Annotated in this window: 25 protein-coding genes; 20 read left to right on the forward strand and 5 right to left on the reverse strand. The window is 70.3% G+C overall.

The features are described from left to right. The first annotated feature begins 34 nt into the window (after positions 1-34). The 6 genes from AB0M88_RS01750 to purL all read left to right on the forward strand — a co-directional run bounded on the left by AB0M88_RS01750 (position 35) and on the right by purL (position 7,210). Positions 35-586, forward strand: a complete 552-nt coding sequence (locus AB0M88_RS01750) for a helix-turn-helix domain-containing protein (RefSeq protein WP_364093844.1) — start codon at positions 35-37, stop codon at positions 584-586. After that, on the forward strand, positions 586-1,836 hold the full coding sequence (locus tag AB0M88_RS01755; protein WP_364093846.1) for an MFS transporter: 1,251 nt from the start codon (positions 586-588) through the stop codon (positions 1,834-1,836). The genes AB0M88_RS01750 and AB0M88_RS01755 overlap by 1 nt, the downstream gene beginning before the upstream one ends. Next, positions 1,833-3,254, forward strand: coding sequence for an adenylosuccinate lyase (purB, locus tag AB0M88_RS01760; RefSeq protein WP_364093849.1), 1,422 nt, complete (start codon positions 1,833-1,835; stop codon positions 3,252-3,254). The genes AB0M88_RS01755 and purB overlap by 4 nt, the downstream gene beginning before the upstream one ends. Before the next feature lie 277 nt (positions 3,255-3,531). Then, the gene (gene purS / locus AB0M88_RS01765; RefSeq protein WP_364093852.1) at positions 3,532-3,771 is read left to right on the forward strand and encodes a phosphoribosylformylglycinamidine synthase subunit PurS; all 240 of its coding nucleotides are present in this window, start codon (positions 3,532-3,534) and stop codon (positions 3,769-3,771) included. Further along, on the forward strand, positions 3,768-4,475 hold the full coding sequence (gene purQ, locus AB0M88_RS01770) for a phosphoribosylformylglycinamidine synthase subunit PurQ (protein WP_364093971.1): 708 nt from the start codon (positions 3,768-3,770) through the stop codon (positions 4,473-4,475). Before purS ends, purQ begins: the two co-directional genes overlap by 4 nt. A 2-nt stretch (positions 4,476-4,477) precedes the next feature. Then, complete coding sequence (gene purL / locus AB0M88_RS01775) at positions 4,478-7,210, forward strand: phosphoribosylformylglycinamidine synthase subunit PurL (RefSeq protein WP_364093854.1); 2,733 nt, start codon at positions 4,478-4,480, stop codon at positions 7,208-7,210. Positions 7,211-7,797: 587 nt separating this feature from the next. On the opposite strand, the gene AB0M88_RS01780 is transcribed toward purL, so the two are convergent. Next, positions 7,798-9,945 carry a carboxypeptidase-like regulatory domain-containing protein gene (locus AB0M88_RS01780; RefSeq protein ID WP_364093856.1) on the reverse strand — a complete coding sequence of 716 codons (2,148 nt, stop codon included), beginning with the start codon at positions 9,943-9,945 and terminating at the stop codon, positions 7,798-7,800. Between the two features lie 157 nt (positions 9,946-10,102). Between AB0M88_RS01780 and AB0M88_RS01785 the strand changes: the two genes are divergently transcribed. From AB0M88_RS01785 to amcA, 5 genes are all read left to right on the forward strand, one after another. Then, positions 10,103-10,516: a sterol carrier family protein gene (locus AB0M88_RS01785; protein WP_364093859.1), complete on the forward strand. Its 414-nt coding sequence runs from the start codon at positions 10,103-10,105 to the stop codon at positions 10,514-10,516. An 81-nt stretch (positions 10,517-10,597) separates the two neighbouring features. After that, positions 10,598-12,187 (forward strand): amidophosphoribosyltransferase, encoded by a 1,590-nt coding sequence (gene purF / locus AB0M88_RS01790; protein WP_364093974.1) that lies wholly within the window; start codon positions 10,598-10,600, stop codon positions 12,185-12,187. A 34-nt stretch (positions 12,188-12,221) separates the two neighbouring features. Further along, positions 12,222-13,367 (forward strand): phosphoribosylformylglycinamidine cyclo-ligase, encoded by a 1,146-nt coding sequence (gene purM, locus AB0M88_RS01795; RefSeq protein ID WP_364093862.1) that lies wholly within the window; start codon positions 12,222-12,224, stop codon positions 13,365-13,367. A 163-nt stretch (positions 13,368-13,530) separates the two neighbouring features. Then, positions 13,531-14,637 carry a cyclophane-forming radical SAM peptide maturase AmcB gene (gene amcB, locus AB0M88_RS01800; RefSeq protein ID WP_364093975.1) on the forward strand — a complete coding sequence of 369 codons (1,107 nt, stop codon included), beginning with the start codon at positions 13,531-13,533 and terminating at the stop codon, positions 14,635-14,637. Then, positions 14,603-14,857: a multiple cyclophane-containing RiPP AmcA gene (amcA, locus tag AB0M88_RS01805; protein WP_364093865.1), complete on the forward strand. Its 255-nt coding sequence runs from the start codon at positions 14,603-14,605 to the stop codon at positions 14,855-14,857. Before amcB ends, amcA begins: the two co-directional genes overlap by 35 nt. Before the next feature lie 145 nt (positions 14,858-15,002). Here amcA and AB0M88_RS01810 read toward each other — a convergent pair whose 3' ends face one another. Together AB0M88_RS01810 and AB0M88_RS01815 are read right to left on the reverse strand one after the other, a co-directional pair. Next, on the reverse strand, positions 15,003-15,215 hold the full coding sequence (locus AB0M88_RS01810) for a DUF3073 domain-containing protein (protein WP_364093867.1): 213 nt from the start codon (positions 15,213-15,215) through the stop codon (positions 15,003-15,005). 192 nt (positions 15,216-15,407) lie between these two features. Then, complete coding sequence (locus tag AB0M88_RS01815; RefSeq protein WP_364093868.1) at positions 15,408-16,487, reverse strand: Glu/Leu/Phe/Val dehydrogenase dimerization domain-containing protein; 1,080 nt, start codon at positions 16,485-16,487, stop codon at positions 15,408-15,410. Between the two features lie 152 nt (positions 16,488-16,639). Here AB0M88_RS01815 and AB0M88_RS01820 point away from each other — a divergent pair, with 152 nt between their 5' ends. The 5 genes from AB0M88_RS01820 to AB0M88_RS01840 all read left to right on the forward strand — a co-directional run bounded on the left by AB0M88_RS01820 (position 16,640) and on the right by AB0M88_RS01840 (position 20,871). After that, a complete protein-coding gene (locus AB0M88_RS01820; RefSeq protein ID WP_364093870.1) occupies positions 16,640-17,479 on the forward strand; it encodes a hypothetical protein in 840 nt (279 codons plus the stop codon). 282 nt (positions 17,480-17,761) lie between these two features. After that, entirely contained in the window at positions 17,762-17,971 is a 210-nt protein-coding gene (locus AB0M88_RS01825; RefSeq protein WP_014687221.1) for a BldC family transcriptional regulator, read from the forward strand. 178 nt (positions 17,972-18,149) lie between these two features. Next, the gene (locus AB0M88_RS01830) at positions 18,150-18,926 is read left to right on the forward strand and encodes a methyltransferase domain-containing protein (RefSeq protein ID WP_364093871.1); all 777 of its coding nucleotides are present in this window, start codon (positions 18,150-18,152) and stop codon (positions 18,924-18,926) included. Positions 18,927-19,039: 113 nt separating this feature from the next. After that, complete coding sequence (locus AB0M88_RS01835; RefSeq protein ID WP_364093873.1) at positions 19,040-19,606, forward strand: hypothetical protein; 567 nt, start codon at positions 19,040-19,042, stop codon at positions 19,604-19,606. Next, complete coding sequence (locus AB0M88_RS01840) at positions 19,603-20,871, forward strand: PrsW family intramembrane metalloprotease (RefSeq protein ID WP_364093875.1); 1,269 nt, start codon at positions 19,603-19,605, stop codon at positions 20,869-20,871. Before AB0M88_RS01835 ends, AB0M88_RS01840 begins: the two co-directional genes overlap by 4 nt. Before the next feature lie 4 nt (positions 20,872-20,875). Here AB0M88_RS01840 and AB0M88_RS01845 read toward each other — a convergent pair whose 3' ends face one another. Further along, positions 20,876-21,124, reverse strand: coding sequence for a hypothetical protein (locus tag AB0M88_RS01845; protein ID WP_364093877.1), 249 nt, complete (start codon positions 21,122-21,124; stop codon positions 20,876-20,878). A 138-nt stretch (positions 21,125-21,262) separates the two neighbouring features. Here AB0M88_RS01845 and AB0M88_RS01850 point away from each other — a divergent pair, with 138 nt between their 5' ends. The 3 genes from AB0M88_RS01850 (at position 21,263) to AB0M88_RS01860 (ending at position 22,760) form a co-directional block, all read left to right on the forward strand. Beyond that, positions 21,263-21,634, forward strand: coding sequence for a hotdog fold thioesterase (locus AB0M88_RS01850; RefSeq protein WP_364093977.1), 372 nt, complete (start codon positions 21,263-21,265; stop codon positions 21,632-21,634). 62 nt (positions 21,635-21,696) lie between these two features. Next, positions 21,697-22,086, forward strand: a complete 390-nt coding sequence (locus tag AB0M88_RS01855) for a hypothetical protein (protein WP_364093879.1) — start codon at positions 21,697-21,699, stop codon at positions 22,084-22,086. Continuing rightward, positions 22,083-22,760 carry a DUF2786 domain-containing protein gene (locus AB0M88_RS01860; RefSeq protein ID WP_364093881.1) on the forward strand — a complete coding sequence of 226 codons (678 nt, stop codon included), beginning with the start codon at positions 22,083-22,085 and terminating at the stop codon, positions 22,758-22,760. Before AB0M88_RS01855 ends, AB0M88_RS01860 begins: the two co-directional genes overlap by 4 nt. On the opposite strand, the gene AB0M88_RS01865 is transcribed toward AB0M88_RS01860, so the two are convergent. After that, complete coding sequence (locus AB0M88_RS01865) at positions 22,747-23,055, reverse strand: hypothetical protein (RefSeq protein ID WP_364093882.1); 309 nt, start codon at positions 23,053-23,055, stop codon at positions 22,747-22,749. The two genes, AB0M88_RS01860 and AB0M88_RS01865, sit on opposite strands and share 14 nt — an antisense overlap. A gap of 87 nt (positions 23,056-23,142) precedes the next feature. Here AB0M88_RS01865 and AB0M88_RS01870 point away from each other — a divergent pair, with 87 nt between their 5' ends. After that, positions 23,143-23,991, forward strand: coding sequence for an alpha/beta hydrolase fold domain-containing protein (locus AB0M88_RS01870; protein WP_364093885.1), 849 nt, complete (start codon positions 23,143-23,145; stop codon positions 23,989-23,991). The last annotated feature ends 17 nt before the right edge of the window (positions 23,992-24,008 follow it).

Genomic DNA, 24,008 nt, shown 5'->3' on the forward strand with positions numbered 1-24,008 from the left:
GACAGTCGACTCCCGCTGTGTCACACTCCCAAACATGTCTTTGGGAGATGGTGAGGCGGCGAAGAAGAGGACGGCGGCCCTGCGGGCGATGGCCCATCCGATCCGCCTGCGCATCATGTCGCTGCTCACCGGTGCGCCGCTGACCGCGGCCGAGGTCGCCCGCGAGCTCGGCATCAGCCACGCCAACGCCAGCTACCACCTGCGCAACCTGCTCACCGGCGGCCTGATCGTCTCGGCCGGCGAGGAGAAGATCCGCGGTGGCATCGCCAAGCGCTACCGCTACGACGCGCACCGGGAGGAGGGCCTCGGCCCGGTGCCCCACGAGCAACTGCGCGCCGACTTCAGCGCCGTCGCCGAGGAACTGATCCGCCGGGTGAGGATCGCCAGGGTCGCGACCGAGGGCAAGCTGCTCGCCGACGCCGAGCTCTGGATCGACCAGGAGACCTGGCGCGCGATCCGCACCCGGGTCCACGAGGCGATCCAGGACCTGCACGACGCGGCCCAGCCGCCCCGCACCCCCGGCACGATCCGCACCGGCACGACCGTCGCCATGTTCGAGATGCTGCCCCCCGAGACGGAGAAGTGATGTCCGCCCTGGCCCCGCTGCGCCACCACGCCTTCCGGTGGCTGGTCGCCGGACGCACGATCAACGCGTTCGGCAACTCGTTCGCCGCCGTCGCGCTCGCCTTCGCCGTCCTCGACATCACCGGGTCGGCCAGCGACCTCGGCCTCGTGGTCGGCACCCGCACGCTGCTCATGGTCATCTTCCTGCTCTTCGGCGGGGTGCTCGCCGACCGTCTCCCCAAGCACCTGCTGATGGTCGGCTCCAACCTGGTCGCCGCGCTCTCGCAGGGTGCCGCGGCCGTTCTGGTGCTCAGTCACACGGCGACCATCCCCATGCTGATCGGCCTGGCCGCGGTCAACGGCACCGCCGCGGCGCTGTCGATGCCGGCCAGTTCGGCTCTGCTGCCACGGACGGTGCCCGAGGAGATCCGCCAGCAGGCGAACGCGTTGAGCCGCATCCTGCTCAACTCGGCGCAGATCTTCGGCGCGCCGATCGCCGGCGTGGTCGTGGCGGCGGTGGGACCGGGCTGGGGCATCGTCGTCGACGCCACGTCGTTCGCGCTGGCCGCGGGGGCGTTCGCGCTCCTTCGCGTACCTCAGCCGACCGTGACCGGACCGGTCGAGCGACCCCACATCTTCGCCGATCTCCGGACCGGATGGTCCGAGTTCCGCTCGCGGGAGTGGCTCTGGGTCGTAGTGGTCGGCTTCTGCGTCAGCAATGCCGCCTGGAGTGGCGGTGTGGCCGTGCTCGGTCCGGTGATCGCCAGCAAGAGCTTCGGCAGTCAGGGCTGGGGCCTGATCCTCGGCGCGCAGACCGCCGGCATGATCATCGGCGGCTTGATCGCGATGCGACTGCGCCTGCGGCGCATGCTCTATTTCGGCGTCGCCAGCTGCTTTCCGTACGCGTTGCCGCTGCTCGCGCTCGGCACCTACCCCCGGGTCTACGTGCTGGTGCCGTGCGCTTTCGTGGCCGGCCTGATGATCGAGCAGTTCGGGGTCGCCTGGGAGACGACCATGCAGGAACACGTCCCGGCCGACAAGCTGGCCCGCGTCTACTCCTACGACATGCTCGGCTCGCTGCTCGCGATGCCGGTCGGTGAGGTCACGGTCGGCCCGATCTCGAAGCTGGCCGGCGTCGAGACGACGGTGTTCGGCGCGGGCGTGCTCATCGTGCTCGCCGTGATCGGGATGCTGAGCAGCCGTGACGTGCGCACTCTGCCGCACAAGCGGTCGGAGCCGGTCGTCGAGCCCGTGGAAGAATCACTGGCGTGACCATCCCGAACGTCCTCGCTTCCCGTTACGCCTCCACCGAACTCGTCGGCCTCTGGTCGCCCGAGGAAAAGATCCGGATGGAGCGACGCCTCTGGATCGCCGTTCTCCGGGCCCAGCGCGACCTGGGCGTGGTGGTGCCGGACGGGGCGATCGAGGCGTACGAGTCGGTTCTCGACCAGGTCGACCTCGCGTCGATCGCCGCGCGGGAACGGGTCACCCGGCACGACGTGAAGGCGCGCATCGAGGAGTTCAGCGCGCTCGCCGGCTTCGAGCAGATCCACAAAGGCATGACCTCCCGCGATCTGACCGAAAACGTCGAGCAGCTGCAGATCCGCGCGTCGCTGGTGCTGATCCGCGACCGGGCCGTGGCGACCCTGTCCCGGCTCGCGGCGCTCGCGGTCGAGCACTCCGACCTGGTGATCACCGGCCGCTCGCACAACGTCGCGGCGCAGGCGACCACGCTGGGCAAGCGGTTCGCCTCGGCGGCCGAGGAACTGCTCATCGCGTACGAGCGGCTCGACGACCTGATCGGGCGCTACCCGCTTCGCGGCATCAAGGGCCCGGTCGGCACCGCGGCCGACCAGCTCGACCTGCTCGACGGCGACTTCGAGGCGCTCGGCCAGCTCGAGCAGCGGGTGGCCGGCCACCTCGGGTTCAACCGGGTGCTGACCAGCGTCGGCCAGGTCTATCCGCGGTCGCTCGACTTCGACGTGATCTCGTCGCTGGCCCAGATCGTCGCCGGACCGTCCTCGCTCGCCACCACGATCCGCCTGATGGTCGGCCAGGAGCTGGTCACCGAGGGGTTCAAGCCGGGCCAGGTCGGGTCGTCGGCGATGCCGCACAAGATGAACACCCGGTCGTCCGAGCGGGTGAACGGGCTGGCCGTGATCGTCCGCGGCTACCTGTCGATGGTCGGCGAGCTGGCCGGCGACCAGTGGAACGAGGGCGACGTCTCGTGCTCGGTGGTGCGGCGGGTCGCCCTTCCGGATGCGTTCTTCGCCACCGACGGGCTGTTCCAGACCTTCCTCACCGTGCTCGACGAGTTCGGGGCGTACCCGGCGGTGATCGCCCGCGAGCTCGACCGTTTCCTGCCGTTCCTCGCGACCACCAAGATCCTGGTGGCGGCGGTCCGCAAGGGAGTCGGCCGCGAGGTCGCGCACGAGGTGATCAAGGAGCACGCGGTCGGCGTCGCTCTCGCCATGCGGGAAAAGGGCGCGGTGGAAAATGATCTGTTCGACCGGCTCGCGGCCGACGGCCGGCTGCAGCTGAGCCGCAGCGAGATCGACTCGCTCGTCGCCGACCGGGCCGCGTTCGTCGGGGCGGCGCCGTCGCAGGTGCGGGCGCTCGCGGAGCGGATCGCGGCGATCGTGGCGGCGCACCCGGCGGCGGCGAAATATCAGCCCGCACCCATTCTGTGATGGGCCGCCGGGGCACGACGGAGCTCGACCCTCGCGTCGCGCCCCAGCTGCTTTCTCGACGGTAATTGCGGGCGTCGATGCCCGCCAAGACCTCAACTACCCCATCCCCTTGACGTGATGACTATTGAAGGCTTTACCGACCGGGTGGTTGAGATCACCACCGAGATTGCCTGCTCAGCGCCGTGAGCGTCGGTCTGCCGACACCGGCCGATGCCTTCCGCGCCGGGTTCACAAGGTAGGCTTCGCGGTGCTCACACCTCACCAGTCAGGAGTGCCCGTGCCTCGCGTCGTGGTCGACGTCATGCTCAAGCCGGAGATCCTCGATCCGCAGGGCCAAGCGGTCGCAAACGCACTGCCCCGGCTCGGCGTGACCGATGTCTCCTCGGTCCGCATCGGTCGCCGGATCGAGATCGAGTTCACCGGTGAGCCGGATGCCGAGCGCGCTCGGGAGATCGCCGACAAGCTCCTGGCCAACCCGGTGATCGAAGACTTCTCGATCAAGGTGGAGGACGCCTGACCATGCGTATCGGTGTGGTCACTTTCCCGGGTTCGCTCGACGACGGGGACGCGGCCCGGGCCGCGCGCATCGCCGGCGCCGACATCGTCCGTCTCTGGCACGGCGACGCCGACCTGCACCGGGTCGACGCGGTCGTCCTGCCCGGCGGCTTCTCCTACGGCGATGCCCTGCGCTGCGGCGCGATCGCCCGGTTCGCCCCGGCGATGGACTCCATCGTCGACGCGGCCCGCGGCGGCATGCCGGTCCTCGGCATCTGCAACGGCTTCCAGATTCTCTGCGAGGCGCACCTGCTGCCGGGCGCGCTCACCCGCAACCAGCATCTGCACTTCCGCAACCGCGACCAGTGGCTGCGCATCGAGTCGACCGACACCGCCTGGACCAACGGTTACCAGGCCGGTCAGGAAATCCTGATCCCGGTGAAGAACGGCGAAGGCTGCTTCGTGGCCGACGAGCACACGCTCGACGCGCTCGAGGCCGAGGGCCGCGTCGTCGCCCGCTACATCAACGGCAACCCCAACGGGTCCCAGCGGGACATCGCCGCGATCACCAATGAGGCCGGCAACGTCGTCGGCATCATGCCGCACCCGGAACACGCGGTGGAGGCGCTCACCGGTCCGTCGCTCGACGGCCTCGGCTTCTTCACCTCCGTCCTGCGGGCCCTGGCGGGGGCGTCCGCGGGTGGACAGCACGCAGGGGGACACTGAAAATGACGACCCAGCCGGAGACGGCGGAGGCGCCAGAAGCGAAGCCTTCCGGCTTCGCCGCGACGGACGTGCTGGTCAATGAGTTCGACGGCGGGCCCGACACGGTCCAGCGCGCTTTGAGTACGCCGGAGGAGCTGCAGCCGCACACCGACCTCGGACTCAAGGACGACGAGTACGACCGCATCCGTCAGATCCTCGGCCGGCGTCCGACGGCGTCCGAACTGGCGATGTATTCGATCATGTGGAGCGAGCACTGCTCGTACAAATCGAGCAAGGTGCACCTGCGCCAGTTCGGCGAGAAAGTGCCGCAAAACACGCGCATGCTCGCCGGCATCGGCGAAAACGCGGGCGTCGTCCAGATCTCCGACGACATCGCGGTGACCTTCAAGGTCGAGTCGCACAACCACCCCAGCTTCGTCGAGCCCTACCAGGGCGCGGCCACCGGCGTCGGCGGCATCGTGCGCGACATCCTGGCGATGGGCGCGCGGCCGATCGCGGTGATGGACCCGCTGCGGTTCGGCGCGGCCGACCACCCCGACACCGCCCGGGTGCTGCCCGGCGTGGTCGCCGGCATCGGCGGCTACGGCAACTGCCTGGGCCTGCCCAACATCGGCGGCGAGATCGTCTTCGACCCGACGTACCAGGGCAACCCGCTGGTCAACGCGCTCAGCATCGGCGTGCTGCCGGTCGAGCGCCTGCAGCACAAGGAGGCGGCCGGCATCGGCAACGTCGTCGTGCTGCTCGGTGCCCGCACCGGGCGCGACGGCATCGGCGGTGTCTCGGTGCTCGCGTCGGCGACCTTCGACGAGGAGGCCGAGCAGCGCCGCCCGTCGGTGCAGGTCGGCGACCCGTTCATGGAGAAGCTGCTGATCGAGAGCTGCCTCGAGCTCTACGACGCCGGCCTCGTCGCCGGCATCCAGGACCTCGGTGGGGCCGGCCTGACCTGCGCGCTCACCGAGACCGCGGCGGCGGCCGGCACCGGCATGCGGGTCTGGCTCGAGCGGGTGCCGCTGCGCGAGGCCTCGATGTCGCCGACCGAGATCCTGGCCAGCGAATCCCAGGAGCGGATGCTCCTCATCGTGACGCCGGAAAACCTCGAGGCGGTCCTCGCGGTCGCCGAGAAGTGGGGCGTCTGGGCCACCGCGATCGGCGAGGTCACCCCGCACCAGGCCGACGGCTCACCCGGCCGCCTGGTGATCACCTGGAACGATCACATGGTCGTCGACGTGCCGCCCGGCTCGCTGGCCGACGACGGCCCGGTCTACGCCCGCCCGATCCGCGAGCCCGCCGACCTGATCCTGCTGCAGGCCGACAAGGCGGAGACGCTGCCCCGGCCGCAGACCGGCGAGGAGCTTCGCGCGACGCTTCTGCGGATGGCCGGGTCACCCAACCTCTGCGACAAGAGCTGGGTGACCGAGCAATACGACCGCTACGTGCTCGGCAACACCGTGCTGGCCCAGCCGGAAGACTCCGGCGTGCTGCGCATCGACGAACAGACCGGCCTCGGTGTCGCCCTGTCGGTCGACGGCAACGGGCGATTCGCCCGCCTCGATCCGTACGAGGGGGCCAAGCTCGCGCTCGCCGAGGCGTACCGGAACGTGGCCGTGACCGGCGCCGAGCCGGTGGCCGTGACCGACTGCCTCAACTTCGGCTCGCCGGAGGACCCGGCCGTGATGTGGCAGTTCGCCGAGGCCGTCCGTGGCCTCGCCGACGGCTGCCAGCAGCTGGGAACCCCGGTGACCGGCGGTAACGTCAGCTTCTACAACCAGACCGGCGCGGCCGCCATCCACCCGACCCCGGTGGTCGGCGTGCTCGGCGTCTTCGACAACGTGGCCCGGCGGATTCCGATGGGCTTCCCGTCGCTTTCCCCCTCCGCCGAAGGCGACCAGCTGTTCCTCCTCGGCGAGACCCACGCCGAGCTGTCCGGCTCCGAATGGGCCTGGGTGACCCACGGGCACCTCGGTGGCCGCCCGCCCAAGGTCGACCTCGTTGCCGAGCAGCGCCTCGGTCACCTGATGGCCCGGGCCTCGGTCGCCGGCCACGTCGCGGCGGCGCACGACCTCTCCGACGGCGGTCTCGCCCAGGTGCTGGTCGAGAGCTGCCTGCGGCACAACGTGGGCGCGCACATCACGCTGCCGCAGGACGACAACTCGGCGTTCGTGCACCTGTTCAGCGAGTCTTCGGGGCGGGTGCTGGTCGCGATCCCGCGCGGGCACGAGCAGGCGTTCGCCGCTCTCGCCGCGGAATACGGCGTGGCCTGCACCCCCGTCGGCACGACCACGGCCGAGCCGGTCCTCGACGTGCGGGGCGAGTTCTCGATCCCGCTCGACGAGGTGCGCGAGGTCTGGTCGGCCACCCTGCCCGGCCTCTTCGGCGGCCCGGCCGAACTGGCCAACCGCCACGGCGACCCGGAGCACGCGGCCGACCCGACCGCCCCGGCCGGCCGCGACGACGCCGACGAGGTGCTCGAGACGGCAGCGGCCGGCGCGGCGATGGAGTCGTCGGCCCCGATCGAGGCCGACGGCATCCCGGCGGCCGCGGTGGCTGAGGTGAAGGACGAGGTGCGCTCGGTCGAGCTCGAAATCACCGAGCCGGCCACCGAGCCCGCCGCCACCGAGTTCGCCGCCACCGAGTTCGCCGCCACCGAGCCCGCCGCCACCGAGCCCGAGCCCGCCGCCGACGCCGACGAGCCGCCCGCGAGCGGCCCGACCGACGCGGAGCGCTCGGAAGACTGATCCACCGAACGTGAAGAAGCCCGGTCGCCCGCGATCGGGCTTCTTTCACATCCGGGACGTTGGGCGCACGCTGCGCCGGGACGTTGGGCGCGCGCCGCGCCGGGACGTTGGGCGTACGCCGCGCCGGGACGTTGGGCGTACGCCGCGCCGGGACGTTGGGCGCACGCTGCGCCGGGACGTTGGGCGCGCGCTGCGCCGGGACGTTGGGCGCGCGCTGCGCCGGGACGTTGGGCGCGCGCTGCGCCGGGACGTTGGGCGTACGCCGCGCCGGGACGTTGGGCGCGCGCCGCGCCGGGACGTTGGGCGCACGCCCAGCCGAGAGGTCGGCGCGCGCCCCGCCGGAAGGTCGGCGCTCGCGCGGGCGGGACGTTGGCGCGCGGCCAGCCGGGACGTTGGCGCACGCCCCGCCGGGAGGTCGGCGCTCGGGCGGGAGGTCGACGCGCGGGCATTTGGGGCGCTAGCGATTGCGGTTCGGGACGTTGGCGGTCGCCGAGCGGCTCGGGAAGCGCTGTTGGCGGGCGGGGACAGAAACGAAGCGGCCCCGCGCGAATTGGTCGCGCGGGGCCGCTCTCGTTCAAGCTGTCGGGTCAGTAACCGCCGGGGCGCCGAGGGCCTCCGCGACGACTGGGCTGCTGGTCGTCCTCGTAGCCCCGCCGGCCGCCATAGCCGCCGTTCTCCTCGTCCTGCGGCTCGTAGCCATGGCCGCCGCCCGGCTGCTGCGGGGGCCGCGCGGCGCCGCCGTATTGGCCGCCGCCGTACTGGCCGGCAGCGGGACCAGGCTGCTGTTCGTAGCCCTGTTCGTAGCCGCCCTGGTCATAGCCGCCGGCGCCGCCGTACTGGCCACCACCATAGGCACCGCCGCCGTTAGCCGCGCCGCCGTTAGCCGCGCCGCCGTTGCCGCCATAGGCGCCGCCGCCGTACTGGCCGCCGGCACCCTGGCCCGGGCCGCCCTGCGGGACGTAGCCGTTGCCGCTGTCGACGCCGCCGGCCGGCGCGCCCCACGAGCCGTAGCCGCCCTGCTCGGGCTGCTCCTGACCGTAGCCGCCGCCACTCTGGTAGCCGCCGCCGGTGCCGTAGTCGTCGTCCTGGCGTCCGCCACCGTACGCGCCGCCACCGTATTGGCCGCCGTACTCACCGCCGCCCGCCGCACCACCGGCTGCGCCGGCACCCGCCGCCGCGCCACCGTATTGGCCGCCGCCGTAGGCGCCGCCGCCTGCCGCGCCGCCGTAGCCACCCTGGCCGTAGTCGCCGTAACCGTCCGGCTCGGACTCAGGCTGGTAGAGGCTGGTGTGCTCGTCGAAGCGCGGCTGGCCACCGGCCGGCGCGCCGGCGCCGTACGGACCGCCGTCGTATTGCCCGTTGCCTCCGCCGTACTGCCCGGTGCCGGCGTAGTCGTCGGCCGCGCCGTACTGGTTCGGCGGGGAGTATTGCCCGGCGTCCTGGTCGTCCCAGCCGCCCGCCGCCGCACCGGCGTAGCCGCCCGGCTGGGGCAGCGGAGCGCCGTAGGGGTCGGGGAACTCGTCCTCGGGCGCGACCGCCGGCACCGGGCGGTGCAGCATGGTCGGCGCGTCGGACATCGACGGCGCACCGGAGCGCGGCGCGACCATGGTCGCCGCCGCCGGGTTGCCCATGCCGCCGATCGGGGCGCCGCCCACCCGGGTGGCGTCGTTGAACCGGCCCTGGCTGGGTGGCACCACGCCGGGCCCGCCGCCCATCGCGGTCGGGTCGCCGCCGTCGGGGCCGCCGGGGGTCTTGGACGCGTTCTTACGGCGCATCAGCACCAGCACGATCGCGCCGATGCCGGCCGCCACGAGCAGGCCGCCGAGGACCACGAAGAGCAGCGAGCCGGAGCCGCTGTCCTGGCTCGCGTTCTTGGTCGCGTCGTCGTTCTGCAGGTTGGCGGACGGGCCGGCGGGCGCGTTGGTGTCGAGGATGGAGCCGGGGTCGAGGCTGCCTCCGTCCGACGGCGTGGGCGTCGCCGAGGCGCTGGCCGAGGCCGACGACGCGGCCTCCGGTTTGAGCACCAGCGTCACGTTGACCGTCTTGCCGGCCTCACCCTGCACGGAGACATAGGTGCCGTCGGCGAAGCCGTTCTTGCCCGCCCCGACCTGGATCCGGCCGGGTGTGATCGGGTTGGCGTCGCTGGACAGGATGGAGAACGATCCGGAGCCCGTGGTCGTCGTCTGGAAGGGCTTGCCGGCGCTGTCCTGGGCCGCGACCGTGGCGCCCGAGACGCCCTTGCCGGCCGTGTCCTTGACCTTGCCGGTGATCGCGCGGACGCTCTGCGGCTTGTCCGGCCCCTGGACCGTGACCTGCCCCTGGTCGGTGTTCGCCTCCTTACCGAACGAGGCGGTGACGGTCACCGACAACTTCTGCGACTGGCCGGCTCCGACCTGCGGCATGGTGAGATGAACGGTGAAAGTCTGGTTTTGTCCGGGCGCGATGTTGACCTGATGTTGCTGGCCACAATCGCTGCATTGCACACCGGAGGGGAGACCGAAGTCGACGGTGAGGCTGTTCTGGTCGTTGCCGCCGCCCAGGCCGCCGTTGTTGTTGGTCACCGTGTATTGCAGAGTGACCTTGCCTCCGGACAGGACGTTGTCGGGTGACACGCCGTTGACCTGTACATTTGGCGCGTTGGCCAGGGCAACTCCGGGCGCGACGGCGATACCGCCGACCACTAGGGCCAGGAGCCCTACGGCTTGTGCCGCCCGGGCTCTCAGGTGCGTCGTCACGTCCACCGCCTTCCGGTCGCACGGTTCCGGCCGTCTCGTTTGGTGCCGGAAAGATCCCGCGACTAAAACACCGTCGGCCACTATGCCTTGTCAAACGTCCATCGCGCGACCCAGGGGCGCGTACCAATCTCGGCAGAGCGGGTCGTATCGTCCCGACGTGTCCCCTGCGCACATTAAATCCGAGTCGGTCACCCGAGCGTTGGACGCGCTGGATCGCGGTGCGGAACCAGAGCGTACGGACCTGCGTGACGCTGTGCGAGCACTGCTGGCCGAGTTGTCCCGTCGTGCACCTGGCCGATCGGTGGAGGTGCGAATTCCGCCTTTCGGTGCGATTCAGTGCGTTGCGGGCCCGCGCCACACCCGCGGCACACCGCCCAATGTGGTCGAAACGGACCCGGTCACCTGGCTGCTCGTCGCCACGGAGCGTGTGACCTGGGCGAATGCGCTGAGTGACGGACGTCTCCGAGCCAGCGGCATCCGGACCGACCTCACCGAGTTCCTTCCACTAGATCGCGATCCCGGCGGCAACCGGGGGGAAGCCGGCGAGGGTGGCACGACGCCCGAGCACTGAGCCGCCTCCTGTCCGCTCGCGTACACTGGGCGGTCGGAGCAGACCAGCAAGTTCGAGCAGATCAGCATGAGGGAGCGACAGGTGCCCCGAGGCGACGGCCGGTTGACCGACGATCTCGACCCCCAGGAGCGCGGCCCCCAGGATGCCTGCGGCGTCTTCGGCGTCTGGGCTCCGGAGGAAGAGGTCGCGAAACTTACTTACTTCGGCCTCTTCGCATTGCAGCACCGCGGCCAGGAGGCCGCCGGCATCGCCGTCAGTGACGGCTCGGGCGTGGTGGTCTACAAGGATCTCGGGCTCGTCTCGCAGGTCTTCGACGAGCCGACGCTGGCCAGCCTGCGCGGCTACCTGGCGATCGGCCACACGCGTTACTCAACGACCGGCGGGTCGAACTGGGAAAACGCCCAGCCGACCATCCGCGCCACGACGGCCGGCACCACGATCGCGCTGGCCCACAACGGCAACCTGGTCAACACCGCCGAGCTGGCCCGTGAGGTCGCCGAGCGGGGCCTCGAGGCCGACAGCGCAACCTCGGACACCGCGCTGGTGACCACGCTGCTCGCCAGCCATCCCGACCTGTCGGTCGAGGCCGCGGCGCTCGAGGTGCTGCCGCGCCTGCGGGGCGCCTTCAGCTTTGTTTTCATGGACGAGAGCACGCTCTACGCGGCCCGCGACGCTCAGGGCGTACGCCCGCTGGTGCTCGGCCGCATGGAGCGCGGTTGGGTGATCGCCAGCGAGACGGCCGCGCTCGACATCGTCGGCGCCAGCTTCGTGCGCGAGGTCGAGCCCGGCGAGATGCTGGCGGTCGACGAGCACGGCCTCCGGTCGACCCGGTTCGCCGCGCCCGAGCCCAAGGGCTGTCTGTTCGAATACGTCTACCTCGCCCGTCCCGACACCACGATCGCCGGGCGCAACGTCTATTCGGCCCGGGTCGAGATCGGCCGCCGGCTGGCCAAGGAGCACCCGGTCGACGCCGACCTGGTCATCCCGGTTCCCGAGTCGGGCACCCCGGCCGCGATCGGTTACGCCGAGGCGTCGGGCATCCCCTACAGCGCCGGTCTGACCAAAAACGCTTATGTCGGCCGCACCTTCATCCAGCCCTCGCAGACGATTCGCCAGCTGGGCATCCGGCTCAAGCTCAACCCGCTGCGCGAGGTTGTGCGGGGCAAGCGCCTGGTGGTCGTCGACGACACCATCGTGCGCGGCAACACCCAGCGCGCGCTGGTTCGCATGCTGCGTGAGGCCGGAGCCCTCGAGGTGCACGTGCGCATCTCGGCGCCCCCGGTGCAGTGGCCCTGTTTCTATGGCATCGACTTCGCCACCCGGGCCGAGCTGATCGCGAACGGCCTGGAAATCGACGGCATCCGCCGCTCGATCGGGGCCGACAGTCTGGGCTATGTTTCCATGGACAGCCTGATCCAGGCGACGGAGCAGCCGAAATCGCGTCTCTGCATGGCCTGCTTCGACGGCGACTACCCGATCGAACTGCCGGCCGGCAACCTCATCGGCAAGCATCTGCTGGAGGGTGTCGGGAAACGCGCGGCATCGGCCACCGAGGCCGCGGTCGCCGAGCTTGAGACCGACTACGACGCTCGCGAATACAGCGAGGACGAGCGTCCCGCCGAGCCGCTGGTCGCCAGCCCGGGCGGCTTGAACGCCCTGCACCACCCGTGACTTTCGGCCGTAATACACCGCTAAGGGGAGAACCGTGACGCACGTGTCCGAGCGCAATGCCGGATCCAACGGCGCGGAAGGAGAACGGCTGCCCTGGACGGCCGGTTCCGGCCGCGGGGGCCGCAAGCGCACGGCGACGTACGCGGATGCCGGCGTCTCGATCGAGGCCGGTGACCGGGCGGTCGAGCTGCTCAAGTCCAAAGTGAAGAGGACGACCCGGCCCGAGGTGATGGGTGACCTGGGCGGCTTCTCCGGGCTGTTCCGGCTGAACACGGCGAAGTACAAGAGCCCGATCCTGGCCTCGTCGACCGACGGTGTCGGCACCAAGCTGGTGATCGCCCAGCAGCTCGACATCCACGACACGATCGGCATCGACCTGGTCGCCATGGTCGTCGACGATCTGGTCGCCTGCGGTGCCGAGCCGCTGTTCCTGCTCGACTACATCGCCTGCGGCGAGGTCGTACCGGACAAGGTCGCCGAGATCGGCGCCGGCATCGCCGACGGCTGCCGTTACGCGGGCTGCGCCCTGCTCGGCGGCGAGACCGCCGAGCACCCCGGTGTCCTGCGCCCCGACGAGTACGACGTTTCCGCGACCGGCGTCGGTGTGGTCGAGGAGACCGAGATCCTGGGCCGCGAGCGGGTCGAGGTGGGTGACGCGGTGATCGCGATGCGCTCGTCCGGCCTCCACTCGAACGGTTACTCGCTGGTCCGGCACGTGCTGCTGGGCGCCGGCCGCATGCGGCTCGACTCGGTGGTCGACGACTTCGGCACCCAGCGCACGCTGGGCGAAGAGCTGCTGACCCCGACCAAGATCTACGCCAAGGACTGCCTGGGCCTGATCGAGGAGACCGACGTCCGGGCGTTCTCGCACGTCACCGGCGGCGGCATCCCGGGCAACCTGGTCCGGGTCCTGCCCGAGCACCTCGACGCGGTGGTCGACCGGGCGACCTGGCGGCCGCAGCCGATCTTCGACCTGATCCAGGCCAAGGGCCGGATCGAAGATTCGGAAATGGAGGCCACGTTCAACATGGGCGTGGGCATGTTCGCGATCGTCTCCTCCGACGACGCCGACCGCGCGATGGCCTACCTGACCGGCCGCGGTGTCGAGGCGTGGCAGGTCGGCGAGGTCATCGACGGCACCGGCCAGGTCCAGATGATGGGGCAGTACACCCGGGGCTGACCGCTGGCTGATCATTGGGCAAACGTGAAATGATCCACGTGTGTCGATGTCCGGCACATGCGGATCTTTCGTCTACGGGTGGACCGTCGGGCCTAGCCTGACCCCAGGCGTGGAACGGGAACGCCGGACGGGGGTGCGGAGGATGGCCGACCGGTGGAGCGGGATGCGTGGCATCTCGACGACCCCGACGTACGTCGTGATGCAGCCGACCACTCTCTGCAACCTCGACTGCGCTTACTGTTATCTCCCGTTTCGGGGCGACGACCGCCGGATGCCGGTCGAGGTGGCCGCGGCCGTCGCCGAGGCGGTTCAGCCGTGGGCCCGCGGCGGCCGCTTCTCGATCGTCTGGCACGGTGGCGAGCCGCTCGCCGCCGGTCGTGATCACCTCGCCGCCCTGATCGAGCCGTTCGGGCCGGGGATCGAGCACCACGTCCAGACCAACGCCACGCTGATCGACGACGCCTGGTGCGAGTTCTTCACCGAGCACCGGGTGCGGGTCAGCGTGAGCGTCGACGGGCCGCGGGAGCGCAACGGTGATCGGGTCACGCGGGGCGGCAAGCCGGCGTACGACCGGATCCGGCGCGGCATCGAAGCGCTACACCGGCACGAGATCCCGTTCTCGGCGCTCTGCGTGGTCGGTGACCCGCGGCCGGGGCTGGCGACCGAGCTCTACTCCTACTTTCTCGACCTCGGCTGCGAGGTGCTCGGCGTCAACGTCGAGGAGTTGGAGGGGGTCAACCGGCGTACGAACCGGCATGAGGCGGCCGACGTGACCGCGTTCTGGGCCGAGCTGGTGTCGGCCTGGCGCAGCGATCCCCGCATTCATCTGCGCGAGGTCGAGTGGTCGCTCCGCTTCGCCGCGTCGGTGCTCGACGGCACGGCCGACGAGGTGCTGCCCCGGCGTCTTGACCCGATTCCGACCATCGCCCAGGACGGCTCGGTGGTGTTGCTCTCCCCCGAGCTGGCCGGCTTCAAAGATCCGCGGTACGGCGACTTCACCAGCGGAAACGTCCTGACCACCCGCTTGGGTGAGATCCTGGCGGGGGCGGCCGAGACGCCGTGGATCGCCGAGTTCCTGCGCGGGGTGGAAGCCTGCCGCTCGTCCTGCGCATATTTCGGCTTCTGCGGCGGGGCCCACGCGGCCAACCGGTATTTCGAGCACGGACGGTTCGATGTGACCGAAACCGACCACTGCCGCAACAGCAAGATTCGCCTACTGGAGGGAGTGCTGGACCATGCCCGAGATCATGAACCCGCAGCGATCCGATGAGCCGGGGAACGATCCGGTAACGGCGCGGGTGCACGAAACCCGGGCCGGGCTGGCCACGCTCCTCGAGGAGGCCGAGACGGCTCGTCGGCGGCGCGAGGAGAGCCCCGGTGACGAGGGCCTGGGTAAGGAGGGCAGCGCGGAGGACGGCTCGGCGGTGTGCGCCTGGAACCACTTCGAGAACATCCCCACGTTCTATAACTGGAACAACCGGCCGCGCTGAACGTGGCGCACTGCTCCGGTTAACCGGTCGCCCGGTTGAAGCCCACGCGAGGTACAGCCCGCGTGGGCTTCGATTCAACCGTGGAAATTGTGACTACCGGCACACGCGAGCACGCGGCTATGCCGCGTGCTCTGTGCGTTGCGGGTCAACGCCTTGTTGGCGACCAGGAATCCTGGTCGTCCTCAGCGTCATCCTCGTCATCGTCGACGAACTCTTCGTTGTCGTCGTCGAAGTGACGGTCGGGCGGGCTAGCACCCGCCAGCTCGCGCTGCAAGGCGGTGAGGTCGGTGTTAGGGGAGTGGTATTTCAGCTCCCGGGCCACCTTTGTCTGCTTGGCCTTAGCACGGCCGCGCCCCATGGCTCGACCCCCTCGCACAGAATTCGGGGCAGCCCGAAGGCGGGCCCCGATGACGTCAGGCATCTCTCGTGGGTCTTACGGTACATGGACGAGGCCGCCTTCGGCACCTCGGGTTGCGTGTGACACTGCCGCGCGTCGCGGTTTTCTCTGACGGCTGACTTTCGGCGCCGCACGGCAGGTCACCAAACGGTCTCAGCCGAGGTAGATCGCCCGCAGCCGCCCGACCTCGGCCATCCGGTGCTCGGCGAGCCGGTCGGCCGCGACGGCCGGCGAGACGCCCTCCTCGGCCGCCATGCTCAGGATGCGCCGGGTGGTGTCGAAGATGCCGGTCGCGCGCAGCTTGGCCCGCTCGAAGTTGAAGCCCTCGATCTCGTCGGCGACCTGGATCACGCCGCCGGCGTTGACCAGATAGTCGGGCGTGTAGAGGATGCCCCGCTCCTCCAGCGCCTTCTCGATGCCGGGATGGGCCAGCTGGTTGTTGGCGCCACCCGCCACCACCTTGGCCCGCAGCACCTGCACGGTGCCGTCGTCGAGGGCGCCACCCAGCGCGCACGGCGCGTACACGTCGATGTCGGAAGTGATCAGCGTGTGGGTGTCGTCGACCAGTTCGATCTCGGGGTGCGTGGTGCGGGCCCAGTCGCGGGCGGCCGGGTTGACGTCGGTCGCGACCACCCGGGCGCCGTCCTCGAGCAGGTGCCCGGCCAGATATTTGCCGACCTTGCCGAGCCCGGCGACGCCCACCGTGCGGCCGCGCAGGGTCGGGCTGCCCCAGGTGTGCTCGGCCGCGGCCCGCATGCCCTGGAAGACGCCCCAGGCAGTCAGGATCGAGGAGTCACCGGCCCCGCCGTGCTCGACGCTGCGGCCGGTCACGTAGCGGGTCTCGCGGGCCACCAGGTCCATGTCGGGTACGTACGTGCCGACGTCGCACGCCGTGTAGTAGCGACCGTGCAGCGACTCGACGAACCGCCCGTACGCCCGGAGGAGGGCCTCGGACTTCACCCGCTGCGGGTCGCCCCAGATCACCGCCTTGCCGCCGCCCAGGTCGAGGCCGGCGAGCGCGTTCTTGTAGGCCATGCCACGGGAGAGCTTGAGGACGTCGGCGAGAGCGGCCTCCTCGCTCTCGTACGGATAGAAGCGGGTGCCGCCGAGTGCCGGCCCGAGGGCCGTCGAGTAGATGCCGATGATCGCCTTCAGGCCGGTGAGCCGGTCCTGACAGAAGACGACCTGTTCGTGACCGCTGGCGTCGGTGCCGTCGGAATCGAACACGCCCATCGCTGTGCTCCTCTGAAATTGGTGAGGCCTTCGTGGGGCCGCCGCATCCGGCGGGGTCGGCCGGACATTTGTCACCCTAGTCGCGCGAAGGGTGACGCGATTACGCCCGCGCGGGAAGTTCCGAACCGCGGATTTCGTGAAAGGATCGCGCCGTGCCGTCACTGTTCGCGTCGTACCTACGGGTTTACGAGCCGCTGACCGCCTTCGACCGTGACCGCCAGGTCTTCTGGCGCAAGTACGCCCGTGAGGGTCGTGCCCTCGGACCGGTCGACGGCCCGGTCAAGCAGCGCACCGCCGTGCTCGAGGCGCTCGGGGCGGGCTGGACGCGACTGCCCGACCTGCCCGACGAGGCGTACGTGTTGCAGTGGGCCGAGACGCTGCTGGTCTGCCCGTGGAATTTGCGTCTGCGGGTCGCCGAGGCGGCGCTCAACGCGCGGGACGGCGTGCCCGCCGTGCTGGCCGACGCGTTCGTGCCGCCGGTGCTGGCGGGCCAGGCGAAGGCGATCGTCGAGGACTGGCGTTCCGGGGCCAAGGTGCTCGAGCACGGCGTTCCGCGGGTGCACGAGCAGATCGCCACCTGGGGTGTCCCGCTGCGCTGGTTCGTCTTCGTCGACCTGGAGGAGCGGGAGATCGACCTGGCCGACGGCCGGCGCACGCTGCGTTACCGCACGGAGATCTCGAAGGCCCGCCGGCGGGCGCACCGTGGTGTCTCGGTGCTGCGCAAGTCGCTCGGCGACGCGCCGATCACGGAGGCGGTCGAGGAGGGCACTCGCTGGCTGGAGGAGTTCCACCCCCGGTCCATCGTCGAACTTGACTATGGCGGCCTCGTCAACCTTCTCCCGGATGACGTCCTCGAAGAGGACGATTCACCCGGTTTGGTGGCCGCTGGGCTGTCCGCTTTGTCGCGTGGAGACGCCGAGGCGGCGTCTGAGGCATACGAAAAGCTGGTCGCTCGCTGGCGTTCCGTCCAGCTTCTTGAGCGGTGCAACTGAGCTGCGGAAATAGGGGACAGACGGGCAGGATTCGCGGCCCGGAGAGCGCTTTCTAGGCGAACACTCTTCGTAATCGGCGACCGTCGAAGCGTGATAATCGGCCTAAACGAGACACTATCTGGCGTAGAAAACACGCAAAAATCGGGCATGCTTCATCCGTCTATCTGGGGACGTTCGTCCGTTCGGCCCATGTCGGACATCGGGGACTAGCCGGACCATGAGAGACGCACCGGCCGGCGGGACCCCGGCCGATGTCTTTAGGTACCTGTGGAGGAGTGACCGATGGCATCGCGTACGCACGATCCTGAGCCGCTACTAACGCCGGCCGAGGTGGCGTCGATGTTCCGCGTCGACCCGAAGACCGTCACCCGGTGGGCGAAGGCCGGCAAGCTCAGCGCAATTCGCACGCTGGGTGGCCACCGCCGTTACCGGGAGTCGGAGGTTCGTGCCCTGCTGCAGGGACAGATTCCCACGCAGCGTCAGGGCGACTGAAAACGAACCACGGTCGGCACGAAACGATCGTTGCAAGGGGCGAGCGCCGGGGAAGGCGATCGCCCCTTGTCGTTTCCCAGACCTAAGATCCGAGACCCCAAGTATCGCCGGTCGTCAGTAGGACGTACTTCTCGGAACCGGGTTGCTCCGGCGAGGACATGAGCCGAGGGTAGTAGCCATGCAAGAGCCACCCATCGGCGACGTCTTCGGCGAGATGGTTCGGGACGCCTATGCGGTGCGCACCGGCATCGGCCCGCGACCCCTGGTCGGCGGTCGACTTCCGCGCCCGGTCATCGAGATCATCGAGCGCGACGACGGCCTGATCAACGGCGCGCCGGCCGATCATTATCTGGGCGAGCCCGACGAGTGGCCGGCCCACGACCACCGGGCCCTGCGGCTGTGCCGGGGCCAGGTTCTCGACATCGGCGTGGGCGCCGGCCGCACCGCCCTCGAGATCCAGCGCCGCGGGCAGGCGGTCACCGGGCTCGACACCTCGGCCGGCGCGATCGAGATCGCCCGCCGCCGCGGCCTGCGTGACACCGTGGTCGCGACGGTCGACGCGTTCGCCGCCCGCGCCGAGACCCGCTATGACACGTTTCTGCTGCTCGGCAACAATCTCGGGCTGATCGAGAGCCGTGAGCGCACGCCGGTCTTCCTCGACGCGCTGGCCCGGCTGGCCAACCCCGGTGCCCGGATCATCGCCCAGAGCACCGATCCCTACAACACCAAGGACCCGGTCCACGTCTCCTACCACCAGCGCAATCGGGAGCGCGACCGGCTGGGCGGCCAGCTGCGGCTGCGCCTGCGTTACCGCCTGGTCGCCACCGACTGGTTCGACTATCTCAACTGTTCGATCGCCGAGCTGGAGTCGCTGGTCGCCGACACCCGGTGGCGCCTCAAGGAGGTCGACGACGAGGACCACCCTTATTTCGTCGCGCTTCTGGAGCTGACGTGAGACATGCGGGCCAGTCGCCGCTAAAACGCACAAATCCGTAATTTCCCTGGTTGATCCACTCTCCAAAGTGGGCCTTTGGCGCATCCCGGCGTCCTCGCCGTTAGCGTGGGGACATGGCGAGGATTACCCGGCGTCAGCTGACGAATCTCCTCGGTGCACTGGGTGTTGTCGTCATGCTCGCCGGACTGGCGTTCGGCCTGCCCGCGCTCGACCGTTCGCTGCCCTCGCAACGGGCGGTGCCGTCCGATCAGCCCTATCCGATCGGGGCCGGCGTGACCGTGATCCCGCCGGCCGGCTCCACCGTCGACCTGACCGGCACCCGGCCCGGCACGCAGGAGGGCAAGGCCCTCTTCCGGCTCGGCCCGGTGCAATACGAGATCGATGTGCGCCCGTTCGAGGGCAACCTGACGTCGGCCGCCGAACGGTTCCGAAAACGGATCACCGGCACGCCGGGCTACCAGGTGACCGGCGCCCAGCTGGGCGTCACCACGGCCGATGGCCTGGCCGGGGTGCAGGGCAGCTACACCGCACCGGGCCGCGGCGGGCGCTACGCGGTCTACGTCACCGGCGGCCTGACCATCGAGATCACGGTCAGTGGCGCCGACCTCGACCTGGGCCGCAGCCTGCCCTCGATCGAGGACAGCGCGAAGACACTCCGGCGTGACGGAGAACCCGAGTGACGACCGAGGTGGTGCGGCCGACGAACGACGGCACCGAGGCGGCCACACTGATCCGGGTTCCCTCGTTCTGGATCGTGCTGGGCACCCTGGCGGCGGCGGCCGTGCGCGTGTCGCAGGTCGCGGGACGGTTCTTCACCGCGTACCCGATCGCGACCGCGACCTCGGTCGCCCTCTTCGCCCTTCTCGCCGTGCCCTTCTGGTTTTTCGTCACCGAACTGGACTTTCTCGAGCGGGAGCCGACCGGCCTGCTGGTGCTGGCGTTCGCCTGGGGTGGCCTGGTCGCCACCTCGGTCTCGATTCCGGGCAGTGCCGCGCTGGAAGACCTGGTCGCCAAGCTCTGGTCGCCGCACCTGGCGGCCGACTGGGGGGCCGCGCTGGCCGGGCCGACGGTCGAGGAGGTCGCGAAGACGCTCGGCGTGGTCGCGATCGTGCTGATCGCGCGGGCCCAGATCAACAGCGTGCTGGACGGCATCGTCTACGGCGCGATGGTCGGTCTCGGGTTCCAGATCGTCGAGGACGTCGTCTTCTCGCTCGCCGCGGTCTCGCTGGCCGGGCAGGGCGACCGGGTGCAGCCGGTGATCGCGACGTTCCTGGTGCGCGGCTTCCTCTCCGGGATCTGGAGCCACACCCTGTTCGGCGCGCTGGGCGGTGCCGGCCTCGGCTATCTGGTGGTGCATCGCGACCGCAGCCGCGCCCACCGGATCGGGGTGGCCCTGCTCGCGGTGTTCGGCGCCTGGGCCTCGCACGTGCTCTGGAACTCGCCGATCTTCAGCGACGGGCTCGGCAACGGCCTGCCCGGCCTGCTCGCGGTGCTACTGCTCAAGGGTCTGCCGCCGCTGGTGCTGGTGCTGCTGATCGTGCGCCGGGTGCATGACCGGGAGGCCGACTACTACGTCGGCCGGCTGGCCGCGCTCGGCGACGCCGAGCTGATCACCGACGACGAGCTTCCGGTGCTGGGCTCGGGGGCCCGCCGGGCCGCGGCCCGGCGACATGCGAGGGTGCGGGCCGGGCGTCCGGCCCAGGCTGCCGTACGCCGTCTGCAACGTGCCCAGGCACATCTGGCCGTCGAGTTGAGCCGGGAGTCGGCGTCGACCGACCATCCGTGCGACGAGATCCGCCGGCAGCGCGCGGTGCTCGTCGACCTGGGGCATCCCGAGGCCGTGACCGGGCCGCGGTCGTGGCGGCACACCGCGTCCACCGCGATCACCACCGCAGTGGCGATCGCGGTGCTCTTCGTCGCGCTCTCCGCCCTGGGCGGAGGCTAGGGCGTCAGACTGCCGGCGTGCTGCCACCGTCGCCGTCGACCACGGTGTCGGGGTTGCCGTCCTGGTCGAGGTCGACCATCGTGACGTCGACCTTGCCGTCGCCGTCGGTGTCGAACTGGTAGAGGTCGGGCTTGCCGTCGCCGTCGGTGTCAACTACCCAGACGTCCGTCTGGCCGTCGCCGTTGGCGTCGCTGGTCATCAGTTCGACGCGGTCGTCGCCACGGGTCTCGACGGTGTCCTGCGGCTCGGTCATGAGGGGTCCTTTTCCTTGGGAACCGAATTCGGCCCCACAGTAGGGCCGAACTCACAACCTCTCCACCTTTCCCCGCCGGTAACCTTCTTCGTCATGGATACGGCAGCCGACGACCTCACCGATCTCCCCACGGGCGCGATGGGCGAGCTCGGGGCCCGCATGGGCATCCAGATCCTGGAGGCCTCACCCGAGCGGGTGGTCGGCACGATGCCGGTCGAGGGAAATACGCAGCCGTTCGGGCTGCTGCACGGCGGCGCCTCGTGCGTGCTCGCCGAGACGCTGGGCTCGGCCGGCGCGGTGATGCACGGCCACACCGTCGACCGGCCGTTCGGCGTCGGGGTCGACATCAACGCCACCCACCACAAGAGCGCCCGGTCGGGCCTGGTCACGGGCGTGGCCACTCCGGTCCACCGCGGCCGCACGATGGCGACCTACGAGGTGGTCATCACCGACGAGCTGGGCGAGCGGGTCTGCACCGCGCGGATCACCTGTCTGCTGCGTGGAGCGTGAATTCCGGCATTGATTGCCGCGCCGACGGGCGAACCTTGACCGATCCACGTACCTTTTCACACGTGACGGAGGTTCCCCAGCACGCTTTCGACGACGCAGCGCTCGTCCTTCAGAGTGCGCTCACCGACGACAGCGACGCTGTGATCGATACCTTCGACGCGGTGGTCGACCGCAACGGCGTCGTGGGCGCCTACGACGTGGCCTGGTGCCTGGCCGCCACGATGGTCGGCCGCATCCCGCGCGGAGGCGCCTGGACGCTCGACTTCCCCGGCATCGACGACGCGCGATATGACAAGCGCTGGGTGGCCCGGTTCGTCAGCGCCTATGTCAACGGCGACGTCTCGACCGGTGAGGCGCTCTTCGCCGCGGCGGCCGCCGACGGGCAGCTTCCCGACTGCCTGCTCGCGCTGGCCGGCTCGACCGTTGCGACGCTGCGGCACCGGGCGGCATGAGCGACGACTCCCTCCTCGAGCGCGTACGCAAGCTGCTCGCCATGGCCGAAGATCCGGCCTGCACGGAGTCCGAGGCGGAGGCGTTCACGGCCAAGGCCACCGAGCTGATCGCGAAGTACGGCGTCGACCAGGCCCTGCTCGCCGTCGCTGATCCGGCCGTCGACCCGATCGGCGACCGCATGGTGACCGTCGTCCCGCCGTACGCCCGGGACAAGGCCGTGTTGCTCGCGGCGGTCGCTGCCCCGCTTCGCTGTCGTGTCGTCCACCTCGCGCGTCCGGGCCTGGCCCGGAGTCATCTCTTCGGGCACGCGGCCGACCTGGAGCGGGTCGAGTTGCTCTTCACCTCGCTGCTCGTGCAGGCGGCGCACGGCCTGGCCTCGCGCGACGTGCCGTGGGGTGAGCACCCGGCGGCCTTCCGCCGGTCGTGGCTGGCCGGCTTCACCGAGGCGATCCAGATTCGCCTGTGGGAGGCCGAGCGGTCGGCCTCCGCCGCGGTGCCCGGCTCCGAGCTCGTGCTGGTCGACCGTACGGCGATGGTCGAGCGGCGGCGCGACGAGACCTATCCGAAGCTCGGCCGGCTCGGGCCACGTCGCCTCAGCGGCGGCGGCCGGCTGCACGGCTATCGGGCCGGCCAGGTCGCTGACCTGGGCGGACGCTCGGTCAGCGGTTCTTGAGATAGTTCGCCTTGGCATATTGCGCGGCCGCGGCCTGGTTGTACATCGCCGCCTGCGACATGTACCACCCGTTGTCGGCCAGTGACTTCTTCGCCTGCGTCATGCCCGACCAGCGGATGTCGGCGTCCACCTCGGAGAGTCCGCGGCCCTTGAACTGCCGCCGCATCGCCATCTTGCCCGAGCGGAACGCCTCGGCCGCTTCCTCCGCCTGTTTCATGCAGGCGAAGCCTTTCTCGCTCAGCGCCTCCGCGAGCGACCAGGCCGCCTGCTCGGCGGCGTTGGTGAATGTCAGCACGGCTGTTCCTCCTCATCGGCCAGGATCACACTCTGACCGCGGTTAATCCGGTTGTCCACCGGCGCCCGGCCGGATAAAACCCCGGGCATGGACATCACCCGGATCCCCGCGGCCTCCGACGATCGGGCCGCTGCCTTCGCCGTGCTCACCGGTCTGGGGTCGCTCGATCTCACGCTGCCCGCCGATGCTTCGACCGTGCCGGTGCTGCCGGCCGGCGAGCACTGGGTGACCTCGGGTGACGCCGATGTGGCCAACGGTGTCGTGGTCTACGTGCACGGTGGCGGCTTCAGTCATCGCAACCCGCCGCTGATGAACCTGATCGCCGACCGTCTCTCCCGCGACACCCGGCGCCCGGTGCTGGTCGTGCACTACCCGCTGGCCCCGGCCGAGCCGTTTCCGGCGCCGCTCGACGCCGTGCTCGCGACCTATCGCGAACTGCTCGTGCACATCGCGGCCGACCGGGTGGTCTTCTACTGCGAGTCCTCCGGCGGCGCGCTGACTCTCTCGGCGATGCTCGGGCTCGCCTCGGCCGAGGTGCCGGCCGGTGTGGTCTCCGTGTCGGCGGTGACCGACCTCAGCCTGGCCAGCCCGTCGATCGACGGCAACGCGCCGACCGACGCCGGCGTCAACCGCGAGACGCTCGCCTTCCTGGTCGGGCAATACCTGGCCGGTGCGCCGGCCGACCGGGCGCCGCAGTCGCCGATTCTCGGCGATCTGTCCACACTGCCCCCGCTGCTGATGATCGCCGGCGGGGCGGAGGCCCTGCTCGACGACACCCTGCGTTTCGCCGAGGCGGCCACCGCGGCCGGCGTGAAGACCCAGGTGGACGTCTACGACGAGATGCCGCACGCCTTCACGCTGGTCGCCCTCGACGACGACAACCCGACCGGCCGGATCCTTCGAGATCGGCTTACTAGGTGGATCGACGCCGGTTGACTTTCGCTTTACGGTGT

Origin of the sequence: Actinoplanes sp. NPDC051411, from assembly GCF_040682075.1 — a bacterium.
Taxonomy (GTDB): Bacteria; Actinomycetota; Actinomycetes; order Mycobacteriales; family Micromonosporaceae; genus Actinoplanes.